General features: G+C 61.1%; 25 protein-coding genes. 9 read left to right on the top strand and 16 right to left on the bottom strand.

The window, feature by feature from the left end; all coding sequences use genetic code 11:
* Nucleotides 1-12: 12 nt before the first annotated feature.
* Nucleotides 13-2,274 (bottom strand): heavy metal translocating P-type ATPase, encoded by a 2,262-nt coding sequence (locus KGB28_RS11950; protein ID WP_223445221.1) that lies wholly within the window; start codon nt 2,272-2,274, stop codon nt 13-15.
* Between the two features lie 93 nt (nt 2,275-2,367).
* On the opposite strand from KGB28_RS11950, the gene cadR reads away from it, so the two are divergent.
* Nucleotides 2,368-2,817, top strand: a complete 450-nt coding sequence (gene cadR / locus KGB28_RS11945; RefSeq protein WP_223445207.1) for a Cd(II)/Pb(II)-responsive transcriptional regulator — start codon at nt 2,368-2,370, stop codon at nt 2,815-2,817.
* A gap of 141 nt (nt 2,818-2,958) precedes the next feature.
* On the opposite strand, the gene KGB28_RS11940 is transcribed toward cadR, so the two are convergent.
* From KGB28_RS11940 to KGB28_RS11930, 3 genes are all read right to left on the bottom strand, one after another.
* Nucleotides 2,959-3,930, bottom strand: a complete 972-nt coding sequence (locus KGB28_RS11940) for a thymidylate synthase (protein WP_007995514.1) — start codon at nt 3,928-3,930, stop codon at nt 2,959-2,961.
* A 49-nt stretch (nt 3,931-3,979) separates the two neighbouring features.
* A complete protein-coding gene (lgt, locus tag KGB28_RS11935; protein WP_057712873.1) occupies nt 3,980-4,786 on the bottom strand; it encodes a prolipoprotein diacylglyceryl transferase in 807 nt (268 codons plus the stop codon).
* Nucleotides 4,787-4,883: 97 nt separating this feature from the next.
* Entirely contained in the window at nt 4,884-5,666 is a 783-nt protein-coding gene (locus tag KGB28_RS11930; RefSeq protein ID WP_150725009.1) for a sulfite exporter TauE/SafE family protein, read from the bottom strand.
* 134 nt (nt 5,667-5,800) lie between these two features.
* Between KGB28_RS11930 and KGB28_RS11925 the strand changes: the two genes are divergently transcribed.
* The gene (locus KGB28_RS11925) at nt 5,801-6,547 is read left to right on the top strand and encodes an NRDE family protein (protein ID WP_223445205.1); all 747 of its coding nucleotides are present in this window, start codon (nt 5,801-5,803) and stop codon (nt 6,545-6,547) included.
* A 131-nt stretch (nt 6,548-6,678) separates the two neighbouring features.
* Here the strand turns inward: KGB28_RS11925 and ptsP are convergent, their stop codons facing one another.
* Both ptsP and KGB28_RS11915 read right to left on the bottom strand, forming a co-directional pair.
* Nucleotides 6,679-8,958, bottom strand: a complete 2,280-nt coding sequence (gene ptsP, locus KGB28_RS11920; RefSeq protein WP_223445196.1) for a phosphoenolpyruvate--protein phosphotransferase — start codon at nt 8,956-8,958, stop codon at nt 6,679-6,681.
* Nucleotides 8,959-8,980: 22 nt separating this feature from the next.
* A complete protein-coding gene (locus tag KGB28_RS11915; RefSeq protein WP_003229203.1) occupies nt 8,981-9,460 on the bottom strand; it encodes an RNA pyrophosphohydrolase in 480 nt (159 codons plus the stop codon).
* Nucleotides 9,461-9,603: 143 nt separating this feature from the next.
* On the opposite strand from KGB28_RS11915, the gene KGB28_RS11910 reads away from it, so the two are divergent.
* A complete protein-coding gene (locus KGB28_RS11910; RefSeq protein ID WP_223445194.1) occupies nt 9,604-10,260 on the top strand; it encodes an HAD family hydrolase in 657 nt (218 codons plus the stop codon).
* Nucleotides 10,261-10,382: 122 nt separating this feature from the next.
* Here the strand turns inward: KGB28_RS11910 and KGB28_RS11905 are convergent, their stop codons facing one another.
* The gene (locus tag KGB28_RS11905) at nt 10,383-10,808 is read right to left on the bottom strand and encodes a DUF2269 domain-containing protein (protein ID WP_150755057.1); all 426 of its coding nucleotides are present in this window, start codon (nt 10,806-10,808) and stop codon (nt 10,383-10,385) included.
* A gap of 40 nt (nt 10,809-10,848) precedes the next feature.
* A complete protein-coding gene (ilvA, locus tag KGB28_RS11900; protein ID WP_223445192.1) occupies nt 10,849-12,363 on the bottom strand; it encodes a threonine ammonia-lyase, biosynthetic in 1,515 nt (504 codons plus the stop codon).
* A gap of 145 nt (nt 12,364-12,508) precedes the next feature.
* Here ilvA and rpiA point away from each other — a divergent pair, with 145 nt between their 5' ends.
* Nucleotides 12,509-13,183 (top strand): ribose-5-phosphate isomerase RpiA, encoded by a 675-nt coding sequence (rpiA, locus tag KGB28_RS11895; protein ID WP_046039153.1) that lies wholly within the window; start codon nt 12,509-12,511, stop codon nt 13,181-13,183.
* Nucleotides 13,184-13,344: 161 nt separating this feature from the next.
* Here rpiA and KGB28_RS11890 read toward each other — a convergent pair whose 3' ends face one another.
* The 4 genes from KGB28_RS11890 to KGB28_RS11875 all read right to left on the bottom strand — a co-directional run bounded on the left by KGB28_RS11890 (nt 13,345) and on the right by KGB28_RS11875 (nt 17,665).
* Nucleotides 13,345-14,262 carry an SdiA-regulated domain-containing protein gene (locus tag KGB28_RS11890; RefSeq protein ID WP_223445190.1) on the bottom strand — a complete coding sequence of 306 codons (918 nt, stop codon included), beginning with the start codon at nt 14,260-14,262 and terminating at the stop codon, nt 13,345-13,347.
* A 106-nt stretch (nt 14,263-14,368) separates the two neighbouring features.
* Entirely contained in the window at nt 14,369-15,295 is a 927-nt protein-coding gene (locus KGB28_RS11885; RefSeq protein ID WP_223445188.1) for an SdiA-regulated domain-containing protein, read from the bottom strand.
* Nucleotides 15,296-15,566: 271 nt separating this feature from the next.
* A complete protein-coding gene (locus KGB28_RS11880; protein WP_150755054.1) occupies nt 15,567-16,232 on the bottom strand; it encodes a fumarylacetoacetate hydrolase family protein in 666 nt (221 codons plus the stop codon).
* Between the two features lie 38 nt (nt 16,233-16,270).
* Nucleotides 16,271-17,665, bottom strand: coding sequence for an FAD-binding oxidoreductase (locus KGB28_RS11875; protein ID WP_223445185.1), 1,395 nt, complete (start codon nt 17,663-17,665; stop codon nt 16,271-16,273).
* Nucleotides 17,666-17,871: 206 nt separating this feature from the next.
* Between KGB28_RS11875 and serA the strand changes: the two genes are divergently transcribed.
* Nucleotides 17,872-19,101 (top strand): phosphoglycerate dehydrogenase, encoded by a 1,230-nt coding sequence (serA, locus tag KGB28_RS11870; protein WP_150725000.1) that lies wholly within the window; start codon nt 17,872-17,874, stop codon nt 19,099-19,101.
* Between the two features lie 61 nt (nt 19,102-19,162).
* On the opposite strand, the gene KGB28_RS11865 is transcribed toward serA, so the two are convergent.
* Complete coding sequence (locus KGB28_RS11865) at nt 19,163-19,585, bottom strand: DUF4399 domain-containing protein (protein ID WP_150724999.1); 423 nt, start codon at nt 19,583-19,585, stop codon at nt 19,163-19,165.
* A 135-nt stretch (nt 19,586-19,720) separates the two neighbouring features.
* On the opposite strand from KGB28_RS11865, the gene KGB28_RS11860 reads away from it, so the two are divergent.
* Entirely contained in the window at nt 19,721-20,305 is a 585-nt protein-coding gene (locus tag KGB28_RS11860; protein WP_223445183.1) for a transporter substrate-binding domain-containing protein, read from the top strand.
* 141 nt (nt 20,306-20,446) lie between these two features.
* On the opposite strand, the gene KGB28_RS11855 is transcribed toward KGB28_RS11860, so the two are convergent.
* Nucleotides 20,447-20,932 (bottom strand): DUF523 domain-containing protein, encoded by a 486-nt coding sequence (locus KGB28_RS11855; RefSeq protein WP_223445180.1) that lies wholly within the window; start codon nt 20,930-20,932, stop codon nt 20,447-20,449.
* A gap of 2 nt (nt 20,933-20,934) precedes the next feature.
* Nucleotides 20,935-21,567 carry a 2OG-Fe(II) oxygenase gene (locus KGB28_RS11850; protein WP_150757513.1) on the bottom strand — a complete coding sequence of 211 codons (633 nt, stop codon included), beginning with the start codon at nt 21,565-21,567 and terminating at the stop codon, nt 20,935-20,937.
* Nucleotides 21,568-21,675: 108 nt separating this feature from the next.
* On the opposite strand from KGB28_RS11850, the gene KGB28_RS11845 reads away from it, so the two are divergent.
* Nucleotides 21,676-22,428 (top strand): DUF2059 domain-containing protein, encoded by a 753-nt coding sequence (locus KGB28_RS11845; RefSeq protein WP_223445178.1) that lies wholly within the window; start codon nt 21,676-21,678, stop codon nt 22,426-22,428.
* Between the two features lie 143 nt (nt 22,429-22,571).
* Here KGB28_RS11845 and KGB28_RS11840 read toward each other — a convergent pair whose 3' ends face one another.
* Nucleotides 22,572-23,519 carry an alpha/beta hydrolase gene (locus KGB28_RS11840; RefSeq protein WP_223445162.1) on the bottom strand — a complete coding sequence of 316 codons (948 nt, stop codon included), beginning with the start codon at nt 23,517-23,519 and terminating at the stop codon, nt 22,572-22,574.
* A 96-nt stretch (nt 23,520-23,615) separates the two neighbouring features.
* Here KGB28_RS11840 and KGB28_RS11835 point away from each other — a divergent pair, with 96 nt between their 5' ends.
* Together KGB28_RS11835 and KGB28_RS11830 are read left to right on the top strand one after the other, a co-directional pair.
* Nucleotides 23,616-24,197: a DUF6436 domain-containing protein gene (locus KGB28_RS11835; RefSeq protein ID WP_223445160.1), complete on the top strand. Its 582-nt coding sequence runs from the start codon at nt 23,616-23,618 to the stop codon at nt 24,195-24,197.
* 103 nt (nt 24,198-24,300) lie between these two features.
* Nucleotides 24,301-26,700 (top strand): penicillin acylase family protein, encoded by a 2,400-nt coding sequence (locus KGB28_RS11830; protein ID WP_223445157.1) that lies wholly within the window; start codon nt 24,301-24,303, stop codon nt 26,698-26,700.
* Nucleotides 26,701-26,719 lie beyond the last annotated feature (19 nt).

Genomic DNA, 26,719 nt, shown 5'->3' with positions numbered 1-26,719 from the left:
GTCCCTCATCCTTTACTTGCGCAGCAGGCGCAAACCGTTGAATACCACCAGCAGACTCACGCCCATGTCGGCGAACACCGCCATCCACATGGTAGCGACCCCGGCGAAGGTTACCCCAAGAAAGATCGCCTTGATGACCAAAGCCAGGGCGATGTTCTGTTTGAGGATGCTCGATGTCTGCCGCGACAGGCGAATGAATGCCGGGATTTTGCGCAGATCGTCGTCCATCAGGGCGACATCGGCGGTTTCGATAGCGGTATCGGTGCCTGCGGCGGCCATGGCGAAACCGATCTCGGAACGCGCCAGCGCCGGGGCGTCGTTGATGCCATCGCCGACCATGCCGACCCGATGCCCCTGGGCATAAAGAGCCTCGATGGCCTGCAATTTGTCGCCTGGCAACAGGTCCCCCTTGGCCTCGTCGATGCCGACTTGCGCGGCAATGGCCTGCGCGGTGTGGACGTTATCGCCGGTGAGCATCAGGGTTTTGATACCCAGGTCATGCAGCTGCAGGATGGCTTCGCGGCTGGACGCTTTTACCGTATCGGCAACAGCGAACAGCGCCAACGGGCCAGATGAATCAAGCAGCAGCACCACCGACTTGCCCTGCTTTTCCAGGGCAAACAGCTTTTCTTCCAGCGCCGGCGAACACAGGCCCAGATCCTCTACCAGTCGATGGTTGCCCAAATGGTAGAGCTGGCCGTTGATCTCGCCGCGTACACCGCGCCCGCCCAGCGCTTCGAAGTTATCCACAATCAGCATTGCGGTCTGGTTATCCACAGCCGCTTTGGCGATGGCCAGGGAAACCGGGTGATCCGAGCGCCCGGCCAGCGCGGCGGCAATGGCGGGCGCCGAGTCGTCGGCGGTCGGGTCCAGCGACAGGTAATCGGTCTGCACCGGCTTGCCGTGGGTGATGGTGCCGGTCTTGTCCAGGGCCAGGTAGTCGAGCTTGTAACCGCCCTCCAGATAGACGCCGCCCTTGACCAATATACCTTTGCGCGCCGCCGCCGCGAGGCCGCTGACGATGGTCACCGGCGTGGAAATCACCAGCGCACACGGGCAGGCCACCACCAGCAGCACCAGCGCCCGGTAGATCCAGTCGAACCACAACGCGCCCATGAACATTGGCGGGATCACCGCCACGGCCAAGGCCAGGATGAACACTGCCGGGGTGTAGATTTTCGAGAAGCTGTCGACGAAACGCTGGGTCGGCGCCCGCGCGCCCTGAGCCTGCTCGACGGCGTGGATGATGCGGGCCAGGGTCGAGTTATCCGCCGCGGCGGTCACCGCGTACTCCAGGGAGCCGGCCTGATTGATGGTCCCGGCGAAGACTTTGTCGCCGACGGTTTTTTCCACCGGCAGGCTTTCACCGGTGATTGGCGCCTGGTCGATGGTCGAGCGACCGGACAGCACTTCACCGTCCAGGCCGATGCGCTCACCGGGACGGACCCGTACCCGCGCGCCGAGCCCAATGGTTTTTACATCCTGCTCAAGCCAGCTCCCGTCAGCCTGCAACACCGTTGCCGTGTCCGGAGTCATCTGCATCAGGCCGCCGATGGCATTGCGCGCACGGTCAAGGGACTTGGCTTCGATCAACTCGGCCACGGTGAACAGGAACATCACCATCGCCGCTTCCGGCCACTGGCCGATCAGCACTGCGCCGGTCACGGCAATGCTCATCAGGGCATTGATGTTCAAGTTGCGGTTTTTAAGGGCGATCCAGCCTTTTTTGTAAGTGCCGAGTCCACCACTGAGGATCGAGACCAGCGCGATAACCGCCACCACCCAGTTCGGCGCGAAACCGGTGAAGTGGATAACCTCTGCCAGCAATGCACCAACACCGGACAGCGCCAAGGGCCACCACGGCTTTTTCCGGGGCGCCGGCGTCGGGGTTTCAGCACCCTGATCCATCGGTTCGGCCTGCATGCCCAAGGACTTGATGGCCTCGACGATCGGCTCGATACCGGGCAAATCGTGGGTCACACCGAGCACCCGATTAATCAGATTGAACTCCAGCTGCTGCACGCCGGTCAGTTTACTTAGCTTGTTTTGAATAAGTGTCTGCTCGGTCGGGCAGTCCATTGCCTCGATACGGAAACTACTCAGCCTAGCGCCAATCGTCGGCGATTCGCTCAGTTTTACCAGCGCAGGCGCTGCCGCTTTAGATGAGCAACAGGTGTCGCCGTGACCGCCGTGGCCATGTTTTTGCACGGGTTTGAGCTTGTGGCTGTGCTCGTGTCCAGCCCCGGGTTTGTGGGAGTGCAGTGAATCGCTCATTGGTTGCATCCATAAGAGTGCCTGTTGCCAAGTAAAGACCCTGTAGCCACTATAGGGTCAAGCACCCTTTCTGGAGTTTTGGAGATTGGCGTCATGAAAATTGGAGAATTGGCGAAACTCACGGACTGCGCCGTGGAAACGATCCGCTACTACGAGCGCGAGAACCTGCTGCCGGAACCGGCCCGCAGTGATGGCAATTATCGCGTCTACACCCAGGCCCACGCCGAGCGCCTGACCTTCATCCGCAACTGTCGCACCCTCGACATGACGCTCGAAGAAATCCGCAGCCTGCTGGCGTTTCGCGACAGTCCGCAGGACCAGTGCGAAAGCGTCAACGCGCTGATCGACGAGCACATCCACCACGTCAAGGCGCGGATCGACGGCTTGCTGGCCTTGCAGACACAACTGCTCGACCTGCGCCAACGCTGCAACGAGGGGCCGGGGGTCGATCAATGCGGGATTTTGCAGCGGCTGGAAGTGAGCGGTGGGGTTGTGGCGACGGAGGTTGAGCATTCCCATGTTGGCCGTAGTCACGGCCACTAAGAACACCGCAAAACCAAATGTGGGAGCGGCGGTGCGACGATTCGATTTGCTCGCGAATACGGTTGTTCATTCAACATTGATGTCGACTGATCCACCGCTTTCGCGAGCAAGCCCGCTCCCACAAGGGTTCGGTGTCGTGCTTCAGACCGCCATCGGCGCGGTCATCGGCGCGTGGTGTTCGTAGCCTTCCAGCGAGAAATCGCCCGGCTCCACCAGCTCCAGCCATTCCGGCTGGTAAACACCCGTCTTGGCAAACTCCGGCACACGGTCGGAAATCACCAGTTTCGGCATCGGGAACGGTTCGCGCTTGAGCTGCTCGTTGAGCATATCCAGGTGGTTTTCGTAGACGTGCGCATCACCGATGAAATAGGTGAACCAGCGCGGCGTGTAGCCGGTCAGGCGACCGATCAGGCTCAGCAGCGCAGCACCTTCTGTGAGGTTGAACGGCGTGCCCAGACCCAGGTCGTTGGAGCGGATGTAGAGGGTCAAGGAAATCTCCTTGGTCTCGACATTCGGATGGAACTGGTACAGCAAGTGGCACGGCGGCAGGGCCATTTCATCGAGCTGGGCGCAGTTCCAGCCGTGGAACAGGATGCGGCGGCTGCCCGGGTCCTTGATGATAGTGTCGACGCACTGGCGAACCTGGTCGATGGCCTTGTACAGCACTACGTAGGCCTGGCCGTCCTCCTCGCCTTCGGCAATCTGGCGGTAGCCTTGCTTCAGGGTCTGCTCGATGGCAGCCGGGTTGCTGACCGGGATCTGCTTGTACGCCGGCCATTTGCGCCATTGCACGCCGTAGATTTCGCCGAGGTCGTCTTCGCCCTGGCGGAACGGGTTGGCCAGCCACTGGGCGTTTTCGTTGGCGTTCTGGTCCCAGACCTTGCAGCCCAATGCGCGGAATTCGGCAGCGTTGTTCACGCCACGCAGGAATCCGCACATTTCGCCGATGGCCGATTTGAACGCCATCTTGCGCGTGGTGATCGCCGGGAAACCTTCCTGCAGGTCATAACGCAGCATCGCACCGGGAAAGCTGATGGTGTTCACGCCGGTACGGTTGGCCTGTTTGGTGCCGTTCTTGATGACGTGGGCGACCAGTTCGAGATATTGCTTCATGAATTACCTGTGTCCTTGAACCCGCAACCATCGCTGCGGGGTTCGAATTTTATACGGCTGCCGCTGGAGTCGCCGGGGCGCGGTGATACGCCAGCCAGATCAGGAACAGCCCGCCGACGATCATCGGCACGCACAGCACCTGGCCCATGGTCAGCCAGTTCCAGGCCAGATAGCCCAGCTGGGCGTCCGGTACGCGGACGAACTCGACGATGAAACGGAAGATGCCATAGAACAGCGCGAACATCCCCGATACCGCCATGGTCGGCCGCGGCTTGCGCGAGAACAGCCAGAGGATCAGGAACAGTGCCACGCCTTCGAGGGCGAACTGGTACAGCTGCGACGGATGACGCGCCAGTTGCGCCGGATCGGTCGGAAATACCATCGCCCACGGCACATCGGTTGCCTTGCCCCACAACTCGGCGTTGATGAAGTTGCCGATGCGCCCGGCACCCAGGCCAATCGGCACCATCGGCGCAACGAAATCCATCAGCTGGAAGAACGACTTGTTGTTCTTCTTGCCGAACCACAACGCCGCCAGCATCACACCGATGAAACCGCCGTGGAACGACATGCCGCCCTTCCACACTTCGAAAATCAGCGTCGGGTTGGCCAGGTAAGCGCCCAGATCGTAGAACAGCACATAACCCAGACGTCCACCGACGATCACCCCCATCGACATCCAGAACACCATGTCGGAGAGTTTCTCCTTGGTCCAGGTCGGGTCGAAGCGGTTCAACCGGCGGGACGCCAGCAGCCAGGCGCCGCCAATGCCGATCAGGTACATCAGACCGTACCAGTGGATTTTCAGCGGACCGATGGCCAGGGCCACCGGGTCGATCTGCGGGTAAGGCAGCATTGCGACTCCTCGTTAGAGTTCAAATCTTAAAAATTCCCGGGCGACGCTGCCACCTCAGGATTAAGCCAGGATTGCGCTGCCCGTCAGAGCAGATGCTTCAGACTAGAAAGTTCAGACCGACGCAGAACAGCAAAGCGGCAAACAGCCGTTTCAGCAACTTAGGCGACAAATTGTGGGCCAGTCGCGCACCGAAACGGGCGAACACCATGCTGGTCAGGGCAATGCCCAGCAACGCCGGCAGATAAATGAAACCGAGACTATGGGCCGGGAGCAATGGATCGTGCCAGCCCAGGATCATGAAACTTAATGCACTGGCCAAAGCAATCGGCAGACCGCAGGCCGATGAAGTGGCCACCGCTTGCTGCATCGGCACACTGCGCCAGGTCAGGAATGGCACGGTCAACGAACCACCGCCAATGCCGAAAATCGCCGAAGCCCAGCCAATCACGCTGCCGGCCACGGTCAGACCGAGTTTGCCCGGCACGGTTCGGCTGGCCTTGGGTTTGACCTCCAGCGCCAGCTGAGCGGCGATCACCAGGGCGAATACACCAATGAGCTTCTGCAGGTTGGGGCCGGAAATCGCTTCGGCCGTCAGCGCGCCGAACCCGGCACCGACCAGAATGCCGACGGTCATCCACATGAAGATCGGCCAACGCACGGCGCCACGGCGGTGATGCTCACGTACCGCGTTGACCGAGGTAAAGATGATCGTCGCCAGGGAGGTGCCCACTGCCAGGTGCGTGAGGATCGACGGATCGAACCCCTGGGCCTTGAAGCTGAACACCAGCACCGGGACGATGATGATCCCGCCGCCCACGCCAAACAGCCCGGCGAGTACACCTGCACAGGCGCCGAGCGCCAGATAGAGCAGAAATTCCATGGTCGTCCCGCCCGTATCCCCAAAACCGGAGCGGCATGGTAACGGATGCATGGCCTCAAGCTCCACTGCGCAAGGCGATGGATCGATGAGCGATGTCTGCGTAGAGTGAGCAAAAAACACACAAGGACAGCCTGATGTGCCTGATTGTTTTTGCCTGGCGACCGGGTCATGCCCTGCCGCTGGTCGTGGCGGCCAATCGCGATGAGTTCTACGCCCGCCCCAGCCTGCCGCTGGCGCCATGGCCCGAAGCGCCGCACGTGCATGCGGGGCGCGACCTCGAGGCCGGTGGCACCTGGCTCGGTGTCGGTGCCAACGGACGATTTGCGGCGTTGACCAACATCCGCGATCCCCATCGACCGCCAGGGCGCAAGTCTCGTGGGGAACTGGTCGCGCGATTCCTCGAGGGCGACTGCTCGATTGACGACTATTTGGCCGACGTTGTCAGACGTTCGCCTGAATATGGCGGTTTCAATCTGTTGGTTGGCAACAGGAACGAGCTCTGGCACTTCAATGCCCGGGAGACGGAAGCCGTGATGCTGCAACCGGGAGTCTACGGCGTGTCGAACGCCGGGCTGGATACGCCGTGGCCGAAGCTGCTCAAGGCCAAGGCTGCATTGAGCGAGGTGCTGGATGATCCGCAGCCTCAGGCGCTTTTGGCATTATTGAGCGATGCGCAGACCGCGCCGTTTGCCGAGTTGCCGGATACCGGTGTCGGGCTGGCTACCGAAACATTGCTGTCGAGCGTGTTCATTGCCAGCCAGAGTTATGGAACGCGGGCGAGTACGGCGTTGATTGTGCAGGCGGATGGGGCGCTGCATATGGTCGAAAGGAGTTTCGGGCCGTATGGCGGGCATCTTGGGGAAGTGGAGATCAGGTTGTAGTTGTGTGTTGTCTGGACTGGCCCCATCGCGAGCAAGCTCGCTCCCACAGTGGGCTTGTGTAGTTTCACTGCTTTGTGAACAACACAAAACCCTGTGGGAGCGAGCTTGCTCGCGATGGGGCCGTCAGCGTTTTAGAGAGGCTTGATTGCTGCCGGATTGATCATCCGCGCCAACCCGAGGTTCTTCAGCGCCAGCTGCAACGAGCTGTGAATCACTTGCGGGTTGTCGATGGTCATTAGTTCCGCCAGCAATTCCTTGGCCTTGCTCAGGTTGATCTGGCGCAGCATCCACTTCACTTTCGGCAAGTTGGTGGCGTTCATCGACAGGCTGTCGAAACCCATCGCCATCAACAGCACGGCCGCCGCCGGATCACCGGCCATTTCGCCGCAGATACTCACTGGTTTGCCTTCGGCGTGGGCATCACGCACTACGTTCTGCAGCGCCTGAAGCACTGCCGGGTGCAGGTAATCGTAAAGGTCGGCGACCCGCGGGTTGTTGCGGTCCACAGCCAACAGATACTGGGTCAGGTCGTTGGAACCGACCGACAGGAAGTCCACTTGCCGCGCCAGCTCCTTGGTCTGGTACACCGCCGCCGGAATCTCGATCATCACGCCAATCGGCGGCATCGGTACGTCGCAGCCCTCGTCACGCACTTCGCCCCAGGCACGGTGGATCAGGTGCAGGGCTTCCTCCAGCTCGTGGGTGCCGGAAATCATCGGCAGCAGAATGCGCAGGTTGTTCAAGCCTTCACTGGCCTTGAGCATGGCGCGGGTCTGCACCAGGAAAATTTCCGGGTGATCAAGGGTGACGCGAATACCGCGCCAGCCGAGGAACGGGTTGTCTTCCTTGATCGGGAAGTACGACAGCGATTTGTCGCCGCCGATGTCCAGGGTTCGCATGGTCACCGGTTGCGGGTGGAACGCGGCCAACTGCTCGCGGTAGATCGCCAGTTGTTCCTTTTCGCTCGGGAAGCGCTGGTTGATCATGAACGGCACTTCGGTGCGGTACAGGCCCACGCCTTCGGCACCGCGCTTCTGCGCGCGCGCCACGTCCGCCAGCAGGCCGGTGTTGACCCACAGCGGCATGCGGTGGCCATCGACCGTCACGCACGGCAGATCGCGCAGCGCATCCAGCCCGAGGGCCAGTTGCTTCTCTTCCTCGACCACTTCGGCGAACTGCTTGCGCAGCACATCACTCGGGTTGGTGTAGACCTCGCCGTGGTAACCGTCGACGATCATCTGGATGCCGTCGACCTTCGAGTACGGCAGGTCGACCAGGCCCATCACCGTCGGGATACCCATGGCGCGGGCGAGGATGGCGACGTGGGAGTTACCGGAACCGAGTACCGACACCAGGCCGGCCAGCTTGCCTTCCGGCACCTCGCCGAGCATCGCCGGCGTCAGCTCTTCGCTGACCAGAATGGTGTTGTCGGGGTAGACCAGGGTTTGCTGGCGTTCTTCCTGCAAATAAGCCAGCAAGCGACGGCCGAGGTCCTTGACGTCGGATGCACGCTCACGCAGGTAAGCGTCGTCCATCAATTCGAAACGGTTGACGTGATCGGTGACCACCTGGCGCAACGCGCCCTGAGCCCACTGGCCGGTCTTGATCACGGTGGTGACTTCGCTGCCCAGCGCGGCATCGTCGAGCATCATCAGGTAGACGTCGAACAAGGCCCGCTCTTCCGGGCGCAACTGTGTGGCGAGCTTGGCGGACAAGGTGCGCATGTCGGCGCGTACGCCTTCGATGGCGGTCTTGAACAGCCCGAGTTCGGCGTCGATGTCGCTGATGGCCTTGTCCGGCACCACGTCCAGATCGGCCGGCGGCAGCATGACCACCGCCGTACCGACTGCCGCACCCGGCGAGCCCGGCACGCCGACGAACTTGGCTTCCTGGATACCTTTGCCCTGACGACCGAGGCCACGGATCGAACCGGTGGCTTCGGCGTGGGCGATAACGCCGGCGAGCTGCGCGCTCATGGTCACGAGGAAGGCTTCTTCCCCTTCATCGAACTGGCGACGCTCTTTTTGCTGGATGACCAACACGCCGACGACGCGACGGTGGTGAATGATCGGCGCGCCGAGGAACGACGCGTAGCGCTCTTCACCGGTTTCGGCGAAGTAGCGGTAGCGCGGGTGATCCGCGGCGTTTTCGAGGTTCAGGGGTTCTTCACGCGTGCCGACCAGACCCACCAGACCTTCGTTGGGGGCCATGCTGACCTTGCCGATCGAGCGCTTGTTCAAGCCCTCGGTGGCCATCAGCACGAACCGGTTGGTCTCCGGGTCAAGCAGGTAGACCGAGCAGACCTGGCTGCCCATGGCCTCTTTGACGCGCAACACAATAATCCCCAACGCCGCCTTGAGATCCTTGGCGGAGTTAACTTCCTGGACGATCTTGCGCAGCGTATTGAGCATGGCTCGGGGTCGAACTCCGTCGTCAGTCGCGCGCTAAAAGGCGCGGGGCAAGCTCTTTGAGAGCGCGTCGATACACCTCGCGCTTGAATGTCACCACCTGGCCCAACGGATACCAATAGCTGACCCAGCGCCAGCCATCAAATTCCGGTTTACCGGTCAAATCCATCCGCACCCGCTGCTCGTTGGAGATCAGGCGCAGGAGAAACCATTTCTGTTTCTGGCCGATGCACAGCGGTTGGCTGTGGGTACGTACCAGACGTTGCGGCAAACGATAGCGCAACCAGCCCCGGGTGCAGGCGAGAATTTCAACATCTTCGCGCTCAAGGCCCACTTCTTCGTTCAGCTCGCGGTACAAGGCGTCTTCCGGCGTCTCTTCGGGGTTGATTCCCCCCTGCGGAAACTGCCAGGCATCTTGATTGATTCGGCGAGCCCATAGCACCTGGCCGGCGTCATTCGTCAGAATGATCCCGACATTGGGGCGAAAACCATCGGGGTCGATCACGGCAACAACCTCGCAAACGCATGTCGCCGCATTGTTCCACAAAGGTTGTGAAGGCGGCAACGAAGGTTCCTACCTTATGTGCACTCTTGTGAAAAGACCGTATTCTTGTCGCCTTTTTACTGACTTTTCAGCGGGTAACTGCAATGCGCCTGGCTTTATTCGATTTGGACAACACCCTTCTGGGCGGTGACAGCGATCACGCCTGGGGCGATTACCTGTGCGAGCGCGGCTTTCTCGACGCCGTCGCCTACAAGGCACGCAACGATGAGTTCTACCAGGATTACCTGGCCGGCAAACTGGATAACGCTGCTTACCTGAACTTCTGCCTCGAAGTCCTCGGCCGCACCGAAATGGCCACGCTGGATCAATGGCACAGCGACTACATGCGCGACTGCATCGAACCGATCATGCTGCCCAAGGCTATCGAGTTGCTGGCCAAGCACCGCGCGGCCGGCGACAAACTGGTGATCATCACCGCGACCAACCGCTTCGTCACCGGGCCGATTGCCGAGCGCCTGGGCGTCGAAACCCTGATCGCCACCGAATGCGAAATGCTCGACGGCCGCTACACCGGGCGCAGCACCGACGTGCCGTGCTTCCGCGAGGGCAAGGTGACGCGCTTGAATCGCTGGCTGGAGGAAACCGGGTTTACGCTGGAAGACAGCTACTTCTATAGCGACTCGATGAATGATTTTCCGTTGCTGGAGCAGGTGACCCATCCGGTGGCGGTCGATCCTGATCCGAACCTGCGGGCCGAGGCCGAGAAGCGGGGTTGGCCGGTAATCAGTCTGCGCGGCTGATATTGCTTTCGCGAGCAAGCCCGCTCCCACACTAGATATTCAGTGAACACAGATTTTGTGAACGACGCCGATCAAATGTGGGAGCGGGCTTGCTCGCGAAGAGGTCGACGCGGTCTCAAGCCTTAAACCGGCTTGGCCCCCATCAGCCCGGCAATGGCCACAAGACAGACAAAACTGAACAACGCCAAGGCAAAGGTGAATTTCCCCACGCCACCCGGCGTCTTGCGCAGTTTGTTGAGCCGCACCAGCAGCCAGAACCACGCCAGTGCCGCCACCGTGTAAAGCACACTGGAGGCCAGCAGCCAGGTCTGCCCCAGCGGCCAGCCCATCAGGTGCACCATCCACCAGCCGGTAAACGGCATGCTCAGCAGCGCCAGGCCCATCAGCAGCCAGATGAACACCCTTGGCCGCTGCAAGGTACGACTACCCGCCGTCGCATCACCCTTGCGCCGCGCAAGAAAAACCCAGACTCCCAGCCCCAGCGCACAAGCCAGCAGTACAACAGTTGCCACCATGTGCGCCGCTTTCAGGGCAGTTAACGTTTCCATTGTCAGATTTCCTTATTGCCTTGCCCGTCAGCGTAGCCGCTCAGCCAAGAAACAGCTGATAGGCCGGGTTGTCGCTTTCGTCCCAGTACGGGTAACCGATTTCCTCCAGCGCCGCCGGCACCAGGTGGCGCTCGTCGTGGGGCACTTGCAGGCCCGCGACGACACGGCCATCGGCCGCGCCATGGTTGCGGTAGTGGAACATCGAGATGTTCCAGCGCCCGCCAAGCTTGTTGAGGAAGTTGAACAGCGCCCCCGGACGTTCCGGGAATTCGAAACGCAGGATCACTTCATCGACCACATGCGCCGCACGCCCGCCCACCATGTGGCGGATGTGCAGCTTGGCCAACTCGTTGTCGGTCAGGTCCAGCACCGGGAAACCTTGCTCGCTCAGGCTGGCGATCAGCGCGCTGCGCGGGTCGTTTTCCGGGTGGGTCTGCACGCCGACAAAGATGTGCGCTTCGCTGCCGGTGTTGTAGCGGTAGTTGAATTCGGTGATCTGGCGCTTGCCGATGGCCTCGCAGAACGCCTTGAAGCTGCCCGGTTTCTCGGGAATGGTCACGGCGATGATCGCTTCGCGGCCCTCGCCCAGCTCCGCACGCTCGGCGACGTGGCGCAGGCGATCGAAGTTGACGTTGGCCCCGGAGTCGATGGCCACGAAGGTCTGGCCGCTGACGCCGCGCTGCTCGACATACTTCTTGATCCCGGCCACGCCCAAGGCGCCGGCAGGTTCGGTGATCGAGCGGGTATCGTCGTAGATATCCTTGATAGCGGCACAGATTTCGTCGGTGCTGACGGTAATCACCTCATCGACATAGTCTTTGCAGATATCGAAGGTGTGCTGACCGATCTGGGCCACCGCCACGCCGTCGGCGAAGAGGCCCACGGTCGGCAGCACCACTCGCTCGCCGGCCGCCATCGCCGCTTGCAGGCAATTGGAGTCATCCGGCTCGACGCCGATGACCTTGATGTCCGGGCGCAGGTACTTCACGTACGCCGCGATGCCGGCGATCAGGCCGCCGCCGCCCACCGGGACGAAAATCGCATCCAGCGGCTGCGGGTGCTGGCGCAGAATCTCCATCGCCACGGTGCCCTGCCCGGCAATGGTGTGGGGATCGTCATACGGGTGAATGTAGACGTAGCCTTTTTCGTCGACCAGTTTCAGCGAGTAAGCCAGGGCTTCCGGGAACGAATCGCCATGCAGCACCACTTTGCCGCCACGGGAGCGCACGCCTTCGACCTTGATCTCCGGGGTGGTCTTGGGCATGACGATGGTCGCTTTCACGCCCAACACCTTTGCCGCCAGGGCCAGGCCCTGGGCATGGTTGCCCGCCGACGCGGTGACCACGCCGCGAGCGCGTTCTTCGTCGCTCAACTGGGTCAACTTGTTGTAGGCGCCGCGAATCTTGAACGAGAACACCGGCTGCAAGTCTTCGCGCTTGAGCCAAATGCTGTTGCCCAGCCGCTCGGAGAGCTGGCGGGCAGTCTGCAGCGGGGTTTCTACGGCAACGTCATAAACGCGCGAGGTGAGGATCTTTTTGACGTACTGTTCAAGCATCGGAAAGCATCACTGAGCGGGTTGGGCAGGACCAAGGAGTCTAACCCGGCTTTCAGCTGTACGACCACACGAATGCAGAGGTTTCAGCCCCGCTTAGGGCTATAATGCCGGCCTTTCGTCCCCTCCTCGGCACCCCGGAGCCCGCATGAACCAGGATCAACTCAAACAGGCAGTGGCTCAGGCCGCCGTCGACTTCATCCTTCCGAAACTCGACGACAAGAGCATCGTCGGGGTCGGCACCGGCTCCACCGCCAATTGCTTTATCGACGCGCTGGCCAAGCACAAGGGCGCATTCGATGGCGCCGTCGCCAGTTCCGAAGCCACCGCCGCGCGCCTCAAGGGCCACGGGATTCCGGTGTATGAGCTGAACACCGTCAGCGACCTGGAGTTCTATGTCGACGGCGCCGATGAAAGCGACGAGCATCTGAACCTGATCAAGGGCGGCGGCGCGGCCCTGACCCGCGAGAAGATTGTCGCGGCCGTGGCCAAGACCTTCATCTGCATCGCCGACGCGAGCAAACTGGTGCCGGTCCTCGGTACATTCCCGCTGCCGGTGGAAGTGATCCCGATGGCCCGCAGCCATGTGGCCCGCGAGCTGGTGAAGCTCGGCGGCGACCCGGTTTACCGCGAAGGCGTGCTGACCGACAACGGCAACATCATCCTCGACGTGTTCAACATGCAGATCACCAATCCGGTGGAACTTGAAACGCAGATCAATGCGATCGTCGGCGTGGTCACCAACGGTCTGTTCGCGGCGCGTCCGGCGGATCTGTTGTTGCTGGGTACGAGCGAAGGCGTGAAGACACTGCGCGCCGAGTAAGCCAATCTGCCCACCTGTTTGCGGGCAGACGAAATACCTGTGGGAGCGGCGGTGCGGCGATCCGACTTGCTCGCGAAGGGGTCGTGTCAGTCGATAGAGATGTCAACTGACAGATTGCCTTCGCGAGCAAGCCCGCTCCCACATTTGTTTTGTGGTGTTGGTTAGAGTTGCGTGGGTTTCTTGAACACGTAGAACAGGTTCGGCTCACTCACCAGGTAAAGCGTACCGTCGTCGTCCACAGCGATCCCCTCCGCTTGCGGCACGGTTTTTTGCAGGCCATGGCGCCCCTTGCTCAATGACATTGTGCTCAGCGGACGCCCGTCCACATCCAGTTCCAGAATCAATCGCGACTCATCCGACAGCGCCAGCAAATGCCCGCTGCGCTCGTCGTATTGCAGGCTCGACAGATCCCGCACGAACATCCCGGCATCACGCTTGGGGTCGTTGATCACGTGCACCGAGTAGGATTCTTCAGGGTTGAAGCGCGGAAAACCGTGCACCTCGTAGATCAGCATCGGGTTGCGCTCCTTGGCGACGAACAGGCGCTTGCCCACCGAATCGTAAGCCAGACCCTCGAAGCCCTTGTTGCCGCCCATGTGTACGCCAATGGTCATCTGCTCGGCGTCTGCCGCATCGACGAAAGTGGTGTCCTGCTCCAGACGAATCTTGATCAGCCGCTGCTGGCTTTCGTCAGTGACCACGTAGATGTCCTCACTGATGAACTCCACCGCCTCCGGATCACCGAAGCCAACCAGCGCCACACGACGCAGGATCCTGCCGTCGAGGGACAACTCGATCAGCTCGCTCCGTTTATTGGTGACGGTGAACAGGCTTTTGCGCACCGGGTCGTAGGTCAGCGCTGAAACGTTGTCAGCCAGGCCATCGATCACCTGCGCTTCGGTCACGACCTTGTACTGGTCCAGCCCCATGGACCGGGAACTCACCGGCTGCCACAGCGTATGCAGATTGAACCAGGTGCGCTCGAACAGACGCATGTACTGAGCGATCGCTATCAACGCGATCAGCAAGATCACCGACAGGATCAGAATCAGGGATTTGGGGCGGGCAAATCGACGCATTCGGGTGGGCTCGGGTCAAAACAGGCGGATGAAATATCACGCCCGTCTGAACTGAAGCTTAATGGCCGCTGGCCTTTTACGTACAGGCAATCAGCGCAGGCGTTGGTTACTTCTGTTTTTCGAAGCGATAAAACAGGTTCGGCTCACTCACCATGTACAGCGTGCCCACTTCATCCATGGTTACGCCTTCGGCACGCGGAATGGTATTTTTCAGGCCGTTGAAGCCACGCAGCAGAGTGATGAAACTGACCTGCTCACCCTTCTTGTCCAGTTCCAGCAACAGGTGCGAGTCGGCGGACAGCACCAGCATGTGGCCGGTCCGCGGATCGACGGCCAGGGCAGACAGGTTGCGCATGTCCAGTGCATGGCTGGCCAGCTTCAGCTTGTCGCCGGTCAGGACCTTGCCATCACCTTTCCAGGCAAACAATGCCGGCGGGCGCTCTTCGCCCAGCAGCAGTTGCTGATTGCTCGAATCCCAGGTGACACCCTCGAACGCTTTGTTCTGGTCTTTGGAAGGCCCGAGGTCGTATTTCGGGAAGTCGGCCATATTCAATTCGCGGGTCTCGGCATCGACCTTGACGATAGCAATCAGATGCTCGCGCTCATCGACAATGGCCAGTCGGCCGTCACCCAGCACGGTGATACCCTCAGGGTTGCTCCAGCCGACCAATGGCATTTTGCGCAGCACATCGCCCTGCAAGTTCAATTCGACCAGGAACGGGTTCTTGCCCATGACCGCAAACAGAGTCTTGGTCTGAGGGTCGTAGGCCAGGTCCGATGCTTCGTCCTTCTCCATGCCCGGCAACGGCTTGGCATCGATCACCGCCCGGTAGTCCGGGAGCCAGATACTGGCCTGACGCTCGGCCGGGCTTTTGAATTGCTCTTTCACCCAGAGCACGCCCCGAGAATCCCAGTGCATGGCAAATGCGACGCCGTAGGCAACAACGGCCACCAACAGCAGCCAGGTGTGCCAACGCAGGGCGAAGCGCGAGCGGCGGACAGGTTCAAGCGTGGAAAGCGGAGGAGTGGCCATCGGGGAATGCGTTCCAGAAATTCAGGCTAGGGGTAATAGCACAGTTTGGGGCCGGCTCAGAGGCCGAAGACCCTGAAATTTTATCCAGACTGGATGTGAAAAAAACGGGAAATGACAGGATGGAACTGTGTGGAATCCGGACTTCAGTCCACCAAATACTACTGTGGGAGCGGGCTTGCTCGCGAAAGCGGTGTGTCAGGCAACGCTTATGTCGACTGACACGCCCTCTTCGCGAGCAAGCCCGCTCCCACAGGGTTTTGCAGTGTCCGGACTAGCGAACGCTACTGGTGAAGCTGCTTACGCCCGGCAATTCCAGGACGATCTCGTCACCGACATTCAGCGGACCAACGCCCACTGGCGTGCCGGTGAGGATCACGTCCCCGGCCTGCAGCGAGAAGCAGCCGGCCATGTGCTGGATCATCGGCACGATCGGGTTGAGCATTGCGCTGCTGTTGCCGTCCTGGCGCACTTCACCGTTGATGGTCAGGCGGATGCCGATGTCGGTCAGGTCGGCAAACGAGCTGCCGGACACGAACGGAGCCAGCACTGCCGCGCCGTCGAAGGACTTGGCGATTTCCCAGGGCAGGCCCTTGGATTTCAGCTCGGCCTGCTTGTCGCGCAGGGTCAGGTCCAGGGCTGGAGCGAAACCGGAGATGGCGTCGAGCACTTCTTCGCGGCTCGGCTTGGTCGACAACGGCTTGCCGATCAACACCGCGATTTCCGCCTCGTAATGCACCGAACCGCGCTCGGTCGGAATGCTGAAACCGCCTTCCAGCGGCACCACGCAACTGCCCGGCTTGATGAACAGCAGTGGCTCGGTCGGCACCGGGTTGTCCAGCTCCTTGGCGTGTTCGGCGTAGTTACGGCCGATGCACACCACTTTCCCCAGCGGGAAGTGAATGCGCGTACCGTCGACATACTGGTGCTGATAGCTCATTACCGACTCCTGCTTCGTTGGCTCTTAAAGTTCGAAAATCAAACAGCGAAAATCTTGCCCGGGTTCATGATGCCGTTCGGGTCGAACACCGCTTTGACCGCTTTCATGTACTCGATCTCGACCGGTGAACGGCTGTAGGTCAGGTAGTCACGCTTGGTCATGCCCACGCCGTGCTCGGCGGAGATCGAACCGTTGTACTTCTCGACGGTTTCGAACACCCACTTGTTGACGGTCGCGCACTTGGCGAAGAACTCATCCTTGCTCAGGTCATCCGGCTTGAGGATGTTCAAGTGCAGGTTGCCGTCGCCGATGTGGCCAAACCAGACAATTTCGAAGTCCGGGTAGTGTTCGCCGACGATCGCGTCGATTTCCTTCAGGAATGCCGGGACTTTCGATACGGTGACCGAGATGTCGTTCTTGTACGGCGTCCAGTGGGAAATGGTTTCGGAGATGTATTCGCGCAGTTTCCACAGGTTCTGCAACTGGGTTTCGCTCTGGCTCATCACGCCGTCCAGTACCCAGCCCTGCTCAACGCAGTGCTCGAAGGTTTCCAGGGCATGGTTGGCTACTTCTTCGGTGGTCGCTTCGAACTCCAGCAGCGCGTAGAACGGGCAATCGGTTTCGAATGGCGCCGGTACATCGCCACGGGCCATGACTTTGGCCAGTGCCTTGTCGGAGAAGAATTCGAAGGCGGTCAGGTCAAGCTTGCTCTGGAAGGCATGCAGTACCGGCATGATCGAGTCGAAATCGGCGGTGCCGAGAACCATCGCGGTGAGATTTTTCGGCGCGCGGTCCAGACGCATGGTCGCTTCGACCACGAACCCCAGGGTGCCTTCGGCGCCGATGAACAGCTGACGCATGTCGTAGCCGGTGGCGTTCTTGATCAGGTCGCGGTTCAGTTCCAGCACGTCGCCCTTGCCGGTGACCACTTTCATGCCGGCGACCCAGTTACGGGTCATGCCGTAGCGAATCACCTTGATCCCGCCGGCATTGGTGCCGATATTGCCACCAATCTGGCTCGAACCCGCCGAAGCGAAGTCCACCGGGTAGTACAGGCCCTTTTCTTGCGCGACGTTCTGCAGGTGCTCGGTGACCACGCCCGGCTGGCAAACGGCCGTGCGGTCAGTGAGGTTCACGTCGAGGATCTGGTTCATGTAGTCGAAGGACACCACGACTTCACCATTGGCCGCCACCGCTGCCGCGGAAAGACCGGTGCGACCGCCGGAAGGCACCAGCGCCACCTTGTGTTTGTTGGCCCACAGGACAATGGCCTGGACTTGCTCGGTGGTCTTGGGGAACACGATGGCGGTCGGGGCCGGGGCGAAATGCTTGGTCCAATCCTTTCCGTAAGCATTCAGGGAGTCGGCATCGGTCAGCACCTTGCCAGGCTCAACCAAGGTCTTCAGCTCTTCAATCAGGGCAGGATTGGTCATCGACAGAACTCTCGAACAATTCATGGTCATCCTGAGAACGCTTCACGTCGCAGGAATGAGTGTTTAGCGGGGTGCATATGCTAGCATAACGACCCCGCAGGATAGTGCCCAAGGGCTGTTCTGCGGTGACGGCTTTCCTGCCGTGCGGGTCAGCTCCGGGCTGCTCCCTTTCCTGCCATTTTTCTCCGGGATACAGGTTTACGCAGATGAGCAAGACTTCTCTCGATAAGAGCAAGATCAAGTTCCTTCTTCTCGAAGGCGTCCACCAATCGGCTGTCGACGTCCTCAAGGCGGCGGGCTACACCAGCATCGAGTACCTCACTGGTTCTCTGCCGGAAGCCCAGCTCAAGGAAAAGATCGCTGATGCTCACTTCATCGGCATTCGTTCCCGCACTCAACTGACCGAAGAGATCTTCGATCACGCGAAGAAGCTCGTGGCTGTAGGGTGTTTCTGCATCGGCACCAACCAGGTCGACCTGGACGCCGCCCGCGAACGCGGCATTGCGGTGTTCAACGCGCCGTACTCCAACACCCGTTCCGTAGCGGAGCTGGTGCTGGCCGAAGCGATCCTGCTGCTGCGCGGCATCCCTGAGAAGAACGCTTCCTGCCACCGTGGCGGCTGGATCAAGAGCGCGGCCAACTCCTTCGAGATCCGCGGCAAGAAGCTGGGCATCGTCGGCTACGGCTCGATCGGTACTCAACTGTCGGTCCTGGCGGAAGGCCTGGGGATGCAGGTGTACTTCTACGACACCATCACCAAGCTGCCACTGGGTAACGCCACTCAGGTAGGCAACCTGCACGAGCTGCTGGCGATGTCCGACATCGTTTCGCTGCACGTACCGGAAACCGCCGCCACCCAGTGGATGATGGGCGAGAAGGAAATCCGCGCCATCAAGAAAGGCGGCATCCTGATCAACGCCGCCCGCGGCACCGTGGTCGAACTGGACCACCTGGCGGACGCGATCAAGGACAAACACCTGATCGGCGCGGCCATCGACGTATTCCCGGTGGAGCCACGCTCCAACGAAGAAGAGTTCGAAAGCCCGCTGCGTGGCCTGGACAACGTGATCCTGACCCCGCACATCGGTGGCTCCACCGCTGAAGCCCAGGCCAACATCGGTCTGGAAGTGGCGGAAAAACTGGTCAAGTACAGCGACAACGGTACTTCGGTATCGTCCGTGAACTTCCCGGAAGTGGCCCTGCCGGCTCACCCTGGCAAGCACCGCCTGCTGCACATCCACGAAAACATTCCGGGCGTGCTCAGCGAGATCAACAAGGTCTTCGCCGAAAACGGCATCAACATCTCCGGTCAGTTCCTGCAGACCAACGAGAAAGTCGGCTACGTGGTAATCGACGTCGACGCCGAGTACTCGGACCTGGCGCAAGAGAAGCTGCAACACGTCAACGGCACCATCCGTAGCCGTGTGTTGTTCTGATCACGACCTGAGCGACAAAAAAGGGAGCCTTCGGGCTCCCTTTTTCATTCACGCAACAACGTTACTTGACGTTGACAGTGATCTTCTCGGAAACGATCGGCGGATCGAACGGCATGTGGTTGCTATCGCCCAGTTCCAACTGCAAGGTGTGTTCGCCCGGCGTGAGCGTTACTTCAGCCTGGGTCTGCGCGTTGCCGAAATGCTGGTGGTTGGCATCTTTGGGAATCGGCGCACCGGCGGCTGGCAGTTCGTCGACGTCGATCAGCAAGTGGTGATGACCGGTGTTCTTGGTGGTATTGCCCGCCGGTGCCAAGGCAACGTTCTCGACCGCGAACTTGACCACGACTGTCTGTGGAACCGTCGCGCCATCCTTGGGAGACACGATGGACACTTCGGCGCCTTTCGGAGCCGGCGTTGCACTGGCCAGCACCGAAACACCCATCAACAGGCCAGCCAAAGCAGCACGTGACATAAAGGTTTTCATTCTCTTCTCCAGTTTTTCCGTAAAATTCGCGTGACCATGACAACTTCATGGCCATTCGTTGTCGAAGGCACTCGACAACCATAGCAAAGCGAGCCTGAATCAGAGGGTCGCGATAATAAATTCAAAGGAGTGACCATGCGCTTTCTGCCTGGCCTGATCTGCCTGCTACCCCTTCTGAGCCCTTTGGCTCACGCCGAACTGATTGATGACATCAACGACCGGGGCGAATTGCGCATTGCCGTTGAAGCCAACACTCCCCCGTTCAATTTCAAGGATGACGACAAGCTCACCGGCTTCGAAGTTGAGCTGGGCCAACTGCTGGCAAGTGAACTCGATGTCCGGGCCGACTTTGTCGTCACCGACGGCAGCGATCTGCTGACCGGCGTCGAAAGCGGCAAATACGACATCGCTATCAACCACATAGCAGTGACCCCGGATCTCAAGGATCGTTTCGACTTCAGCGAACCCTACATTCAAACCAGCGCGCAACTGATCGCGCAGAAAGAAGAGCCGCGCTCCATTCTGCTGGTGCAGTCGCTGACAGAAGAGAAGCCCAAAACCAACCCGGTCGTGAGCTTGGCGATTCCGTTTCAGAAGGGTAATCCGGCGTTCCATGCCAGCCTGGAGAACGCGTTGCAGCGGATCAAGGATGATGGGCGACTGCAAGCGCTGGAGCAGAAGTGGTTGGGGGCGGATGCGGGCGAAGTGCCGAAGCCTTGAGCCCACTTTGGAGCCCAAGTGAATGCAAAACCTGTGGGAGCGGGCTTGCTCGCGAAGGCGGTGTGTCAGTCAGCATCTCTTTCGACTGACATTCCCCCTTCGCGAGCAAGCCCGCTCCCACATTTGGTTTTGTGTCGGTTGTCAGTTCAGCGTTGCCAATGCCTGTGCCGCTTGCGGCAGCTCCAGCTCGCTGAACACCTGCACCCCATGGCGCTTGAGTAGCGCCGCCGTCACGCCCTCGCCACTGACCTTCACGCCGCTGAACGTTCCGTCATAGGTCAACAGATTGCCGCAGGACGGGCTGTTGGCCTTGAGGATGGCGATGCGGATGCCGTGCTTTTGTACCAGCTCCAGTGCCTGATACGCCCCCGACAGAAACTGCGCACTGACGTCCTCGCCCTCGGTGGTGATCACCAACGCCTGGCCATCGAGGACTTGCACGCCCTGCCCGCCTGGAATTTCCGCCGCCGCCCGAGGTGTTGGCAATCCACCTGCAACCTCCGGGCACAACGGCACGACCCGCCCCTCATCAAGCCACTGCTGAAGCTGATCGAACGGCCCGCTGGCCCCGCCGTCGTAACGGACGCGGTGGCCCAACAGGCAGCGGCTGACGAGAATTTTCTGCATGATCAGAACGGCTCGTTGCCGCGCCGGCGGAACCAGCCGGTCAGCGACAGGCGATCCCGGGTCGCAGGCAGGACTTCGTGGGGAACCTCTCCGGAGAGAAACACCACCAGGCAGCCGCCGATAGGTTGCACGTCGTGGACACGATCATTGTCGAGGTACATGCGCAACTGGCCGCCGTGTTCGGGAAGCCAGGCGTCATTGAGGTAAACCACCGCTGAAACCATGCGCCGGTCGTCATCGCGAAAGCGGTCGACGTGCTTCAGGTAGAACGCCCCGGGCGGGTACATCGCAAAATGGCTTTCGAAATCCTCCAGGCCGAGAAACAGACCGCGATTGATCGCCTCGCGCAGGCTGTCCATCAAACTCAGGTAGCTGTCGCAAGCCTCGGCCTGGCCGGGGTCGATCCACTGGATATGGTCGCCACGAATCCCTTCGCGGATCTCCGATGACGGCCCACGGCCTACGGCGGCCGGAGCCAGCTCACCTTCGGCAGCACGTTTGCGACACTCGCCCGCCAGCGCTCGGGTCAGATCCAGGGGCAGGAAAATATTCTGCTGCGACCAGCCGTGCTCAGCCAGGTCATCGACGATTCGTAACAGCAGCGGGTGATCAGAGGATATTTGCATGCCGCGCATAGTATTCCTGTGTCCGAAAATCCGACAGAGCCGCGCAGCGGGTTGATACGAATTCTCGACAAGCAGGGATGCCGCACGGAGAATAGTCGCCTGCTGACTGGAGTCCCTATGCGCCGTTTGCTTTTATCACTGCTGATGTTCTGCGTTTTGCCCGCCTGGGCAGACGGCCACGACCAGTTGTACAAGGTCGCCGGCTGGCCGGAACAACGCGCGCATTTCAACGACGCCCTCTCGGCCGCTCAGCAACGCTACCAGGGCAGCCTGCCTCCGGCGGTGTTTCAGACACTGGTCAATAACAGCAATCAGCGTTTTTCTGCCCGAGCCGTGGACCAGCGCGCCGAAGCGCAATTGCGCAAGAACCTCGCCGACCCCAAACCCGCGCTGACGTTTTTCCAGTCGCCCCTGGGTAAGAAAATCGTTGCCGCCGAGCTGCTGGCGACCCGACGCGACCAACTGGCGAAAAACGCCAAGGGCCTGCCGAAGATGCAGGCCAGCGATAGCCGCATGCTGATCATCGGCCACTTGGCACAAGCCCTGCCCGCACGCGAGGCCGGCGCGGAAGTCAGCCTGGCGATTGCTGGTGTCGCCGCCGATAGCTTGAGTTCGATGATCCCGGGGTTGCTCGGTGCCGGTCAGGCCCAGGGCATGCTCAACGGCCAGCGCCAGCGCCTGATGGACCAGATCGGCAGCGACCTGAACAACACGCTGCTGTATGTCTATCGCGACCTGTCGGACAACGAGTTGGAAGAGTTCGCGACCTTTGCCGAATCGACGGAAGGCCAGGCTTATTATCAGGCGGCGCTGGCGGCGATTCGGGCGGGGTTGGCGGTGGGGCAGAGCAATTCGAACCTGACCCAGTGATCTTCGGCACCTGACAGACCGCTATCGTCGGAACGCCGCCCGGAGCAAGCTCGCTCCCACAGTGTTATGAGTCAACCCACAACTTTGTGATCACCGCAAAACCTGTGGGAGCGAGCTTGCTCGCGATGGGGCCGGAACAGGCACTAGGGATTGCGCCCCTTGATCCGCCTGGTCAAAAACCCGAAATACTCCTGCCGCATCACCAGCGTCTCATTCGCCAGATGATGCCGTGCCTCGGGCAGCATCAGCACCTGCGGCCGATCAAACTTGCCCCGCAACACCTCCAGGTTGTGTTCCCAATCCACCGTCATATCGGCCTGCCCCTGCACGATCAGCGGCCGGCGGGTACTCATGGGGGCGGCCTCGATGCGTTTGATCCAGCGCGCCAACGCGCCCACCCAGGCTGTCGGCAGGCGCAGCGGCTGCAGCGGATCGGCCTGCAGGAACGGCAGAAAAGCCGGGTCGTTGGAGTTCTCGCTGAAACGCCGGGCGATGGCTTTGACGAAAGGCTTGAGCAGGTAGTAACTCAGTTGCGACCAACCCCACGCCCGCGGCCGCACCAGCGGCGACAGCAGAATCACCTGACCCTGCGCCGGGCTGTCCCCCCCCGCATTCAACACATGATCGATCACGATCGCCCCGCCTGTACTCTGCCCGCACAGGTGCCACGGCTGCGGCAAGTCGAGAGATTGCGCCTCGCTGAACAAGCCTTGCAGCGTGTCTTGGTACTCAGCGAAATCCTTGATGCTCGCCCGCTCGCCGCTGGACAGGCCATGCCCCGGCAAGTCGCAGGCAATCACCGCAAAGCCCTGGTCAAGCGCCCATTCGATCACATGCCGGTAGAGCCCGGTGTGGTCGTAGAAACCGTGGATGACAAACAGCGTCGCCTTGGCTCGCTCAGGCCACCAGAACTGGCTCACCAGCTCATAACCGTCGACCTCGAATCGCCCAAGGCCACTGCGCACCTGACGCTGCGCAAAATCCAGCCCGTAGAATCGCTGGTAAGCCTGCGCCTGCGCCGACAACGGCTGCCCGGCCGCCAGTGGCAGCAGGCTTGCGCGTAGAAGATCGGGGTCGAAAGTAGCCGGCATGAACGATTCCAGAGCGTGAAACGGACTTAATAGGCCTGCGATATTCATCTGTCGCGGCAAGCATGGCAAGCTAGCCGCCCTTCGAGGATTGAACCGATGCGCTCGCCCCTTCGCGCCACCCTGTTTGCCAGCCTGCTCGCCGTGGTGTGTGCCGGCGCATTGTGGGCGGCCTACGACTGGTTCCAGGGGCGCTACCTGCGGGCGTTCAGCGAGCACACGGCGCTGTTTTCCGGCGATCCGCTGCGCCTTCCCGAATCCCTCGCCGGCCCTGGCGCCATCCGCCTGGTGCATTTCTGGGACCCGGCCTGCCCGTGCAATGTCGGCAACCAACAACACCTGACCGAACTGGTCGAGCGCTACGTTCCCCATGGCGTGGAATTCTATGCCGTGCAAAAACCCGGTAGCCACGGCCAATTGCCGGGCACCTTGAGCAGCCTGAAAACCATCGACATCCTGCCCGGTTCCGAACAGATCCCCGCCAGCCCGGCCGTGGCGATCTGGGATCGCAGCGGCAAACTGGCGTACTTCGGCCCCTACAGCGAAGGCCTGACCTGCAACTCCAGCAACAGCTTTATCGAACCGATCCTGCAAGCGCTCGATGAAGGCCGTGCAGTGAGTGCCACGCACACACTGGCCGTGGGGTGTTATTGCCCGTGGCCTGTCGATCCAGCGAAGTAGGCAAAGACCCGCCAATACGAATCCCTCCTACGGGCGATGCGCCAAATCGGCGCGCCGTGTTACACAGTGACGCCAGGAATCACAATAACAACAAGGAGTCTCCATGAAACGCAGCCTGACCGCTCTCGTGCTGTTGATCGTCGTGCTGGCCGCCGGGGCCGGCGGGTACCTCTACAGCAAGCAGCCGTCACGCCAGGGCATGGTGGAACTGCAACACCTGCAAGGCTCCGTCACCGTGCGCTACGACGAGCGCGGTGTCCCGCACATCCGCGCCGACAACGAAACCGACCTGTACCGCGCCCTCGGCTATGTGCATGCCCAGGATCGCCTGTTCCAGATGGAAGTCCTGCGTCGCCTGGCCCGGGGCGAACTGGCTGAAGTGCTCGGGCCGAAACTGCTCGACACCGACAAACTGATGCGCAGCCTGCGTATTCGCGAACGCGCCGAAACCTACTTCGCGAATCTCGACAAACAGTCGCCCTCCTTTATCGCCATGCAAGCCTATCTGGACGGCATCAACCAGTACCAGGACAGCCACGCAAAACCCATGGAGTTCGATGTGCTGGGCATTCCAGAACGCCCGTTCACGGCCCAGGACACCATCAGCATCGCCGGCTACATGGCCTACAGTTTTGCCGCGGCATTTCGTACCGAACCCTTGCTGACATTCGTGCGCGATCAACTGGGGCCCGAATACCTGAACATCTTCGATCTCGACTGGCAGCCCAAGGGCGTGCTCAACGGGACCGGCACCGCCTTGGCCAGCGCCGACTGGAAAGACCTCAACGCCCTCGCCCGCCTGAGCGAACAAGCCCTGGCCGACAACGGCCTGCCACAGTTCGAGGGCAGCAACGCCTGGGTCGTCGCGGGCAGCCGGACCCAAAGCGGCAAGCCGCTGCTGGCGGGTGATCCGCATATCCGTTTTTCCGCGCCGTCGGTGTGGTACGAAGCGCACCTCTCGGCGCCCGGCTTTGAACTCTACGGCCACTATCAGGCCCTGATGCCGTTTGCGTCGCTGGGCATGAACCGCGACTTCGGCTGGAGCATCACCATGTTCCAGAACGACGACCTCGACCTGATCGCCGAGAAGGTCAACCCGGACAACCCCAATCAGGTCTGGTATCGCGGCAAGTGGGTGGACATGACGACAAGCGAACAGCAGATCGCGGTCAAGGGCCAGGCGCCATTCACCCTGGTGTTGCGTCAATCGCCCCGCGGCCCGATCGTCAACGATGCCTTGGGCAGCGGCGCCGGCAAGACGCCGATTGCCATGTGGTGGGCGTTTCTCGAAAGCCAGAACCCGATCCTGGAGGGTTTCTACCAGCTCAATCGCGCCGACACCCTGGCCAAGGCCCGCGGCGCCGCGGCAAAAATCCAGGCCCCGGGCCTCAACGTTGTCTGGGCCAATGCCAAGGGTGACATCGGTTGGTGGGCGGCGGCGCAATTGCCTAAACGCCCGGCGGGTGTACGCCCGTGGTTCATCCTCGACGGCAGCACCGCCGAGGCGGACAAGGATGGCTTCTACCCGTTCACGGCCAACCCCCAGGAAGAAAACCCGGCCCGGGGCTATATCGTCTCGGCCAACTTCCAGCCGGTGTCGCCGACCGGCATGGAGATTCCCGGCTACTACAACCTTGCCGATCGCGGCCAGCAGCTCAATCGCCAGCTCAGCGACAAAGCGGTCAAATGGGACCTGGAAAACAGCCAGAAACTGCAACTGGGCACCACCACCGCCTACGGCCCGCGCCTGTTGGCACCGCTGTTGCCGGTGTTGCGCGAAGTGGTGAGCGATCCCGCCGAACTCAAGCTGGTGGAGCAACTGGCCCAGTGGACAGGCGATTACCCGCTCGACTCGACCAGCGCCACGCTGTTCAACCAGTTCCTGTTCAACCTGGCTGACGCGACGATGCGCGATGAGCTGGGTAACGACTTCTTCGAAACGCTGCTCTCGACCCGGGTGATCGACGCCGCGCTCCCCCGCCTGGCCGCCAGCGCCGATTCACCGTGGTGGGACAACCGCAGCACCCTCGGCAAGGAAACCCGTGCCGACACGGTGAAGGCCGCCTGGCAAGCCAGCCTCGCGCACCTCAAGAGCACCCTCGGCGCAGACGCCTCGCAATGGCAGTGGGGCAGCGCACACACATTGACCCATGGCCATCCGCTGGGGCAGCAAAAGCCGCTGGACCTGTTCTTCAATGTCGGCCCCTTCGCCGCACCCGGCACCCATGAAGTACCGAACAACCTCTCGGCGAAAATCGGACCGGCACCCTGGCCCGTCACCTATGGCCCCTCGACCCGACGCCTGATCGACTTCGCCGACCCGACCCACAGCCTGACCGTCAACCCGGTTGGCCAGAGCGGCGTACTGTTCGACAGTCACTACGATGATCAGGCCGAGGCCTACGTCGAGGGGATGTACTTCCAGGCACATTTCAATGACGAAGAAGTCACGGCTAATACGCGCAGTACGCTGAAGCTGTTGCCGGCGCGGGCTGCGCCTTAGATTTTTGCTGGCCGGGCTG

The organism is Pseudomonas sp. BF-R-19 (assembly GCF_019956445.1).
Lineage (GTDB): Bacteria > Pseudomonadota > Gammaproteobacteria > Pseudomonadales > Pseudomonadaceae > Aquipseudomonas > Aquipseudomonas fluorescens_BH.
This window is presented reverse-complemented; position numbering and strand designations above follow the sequence as displayed.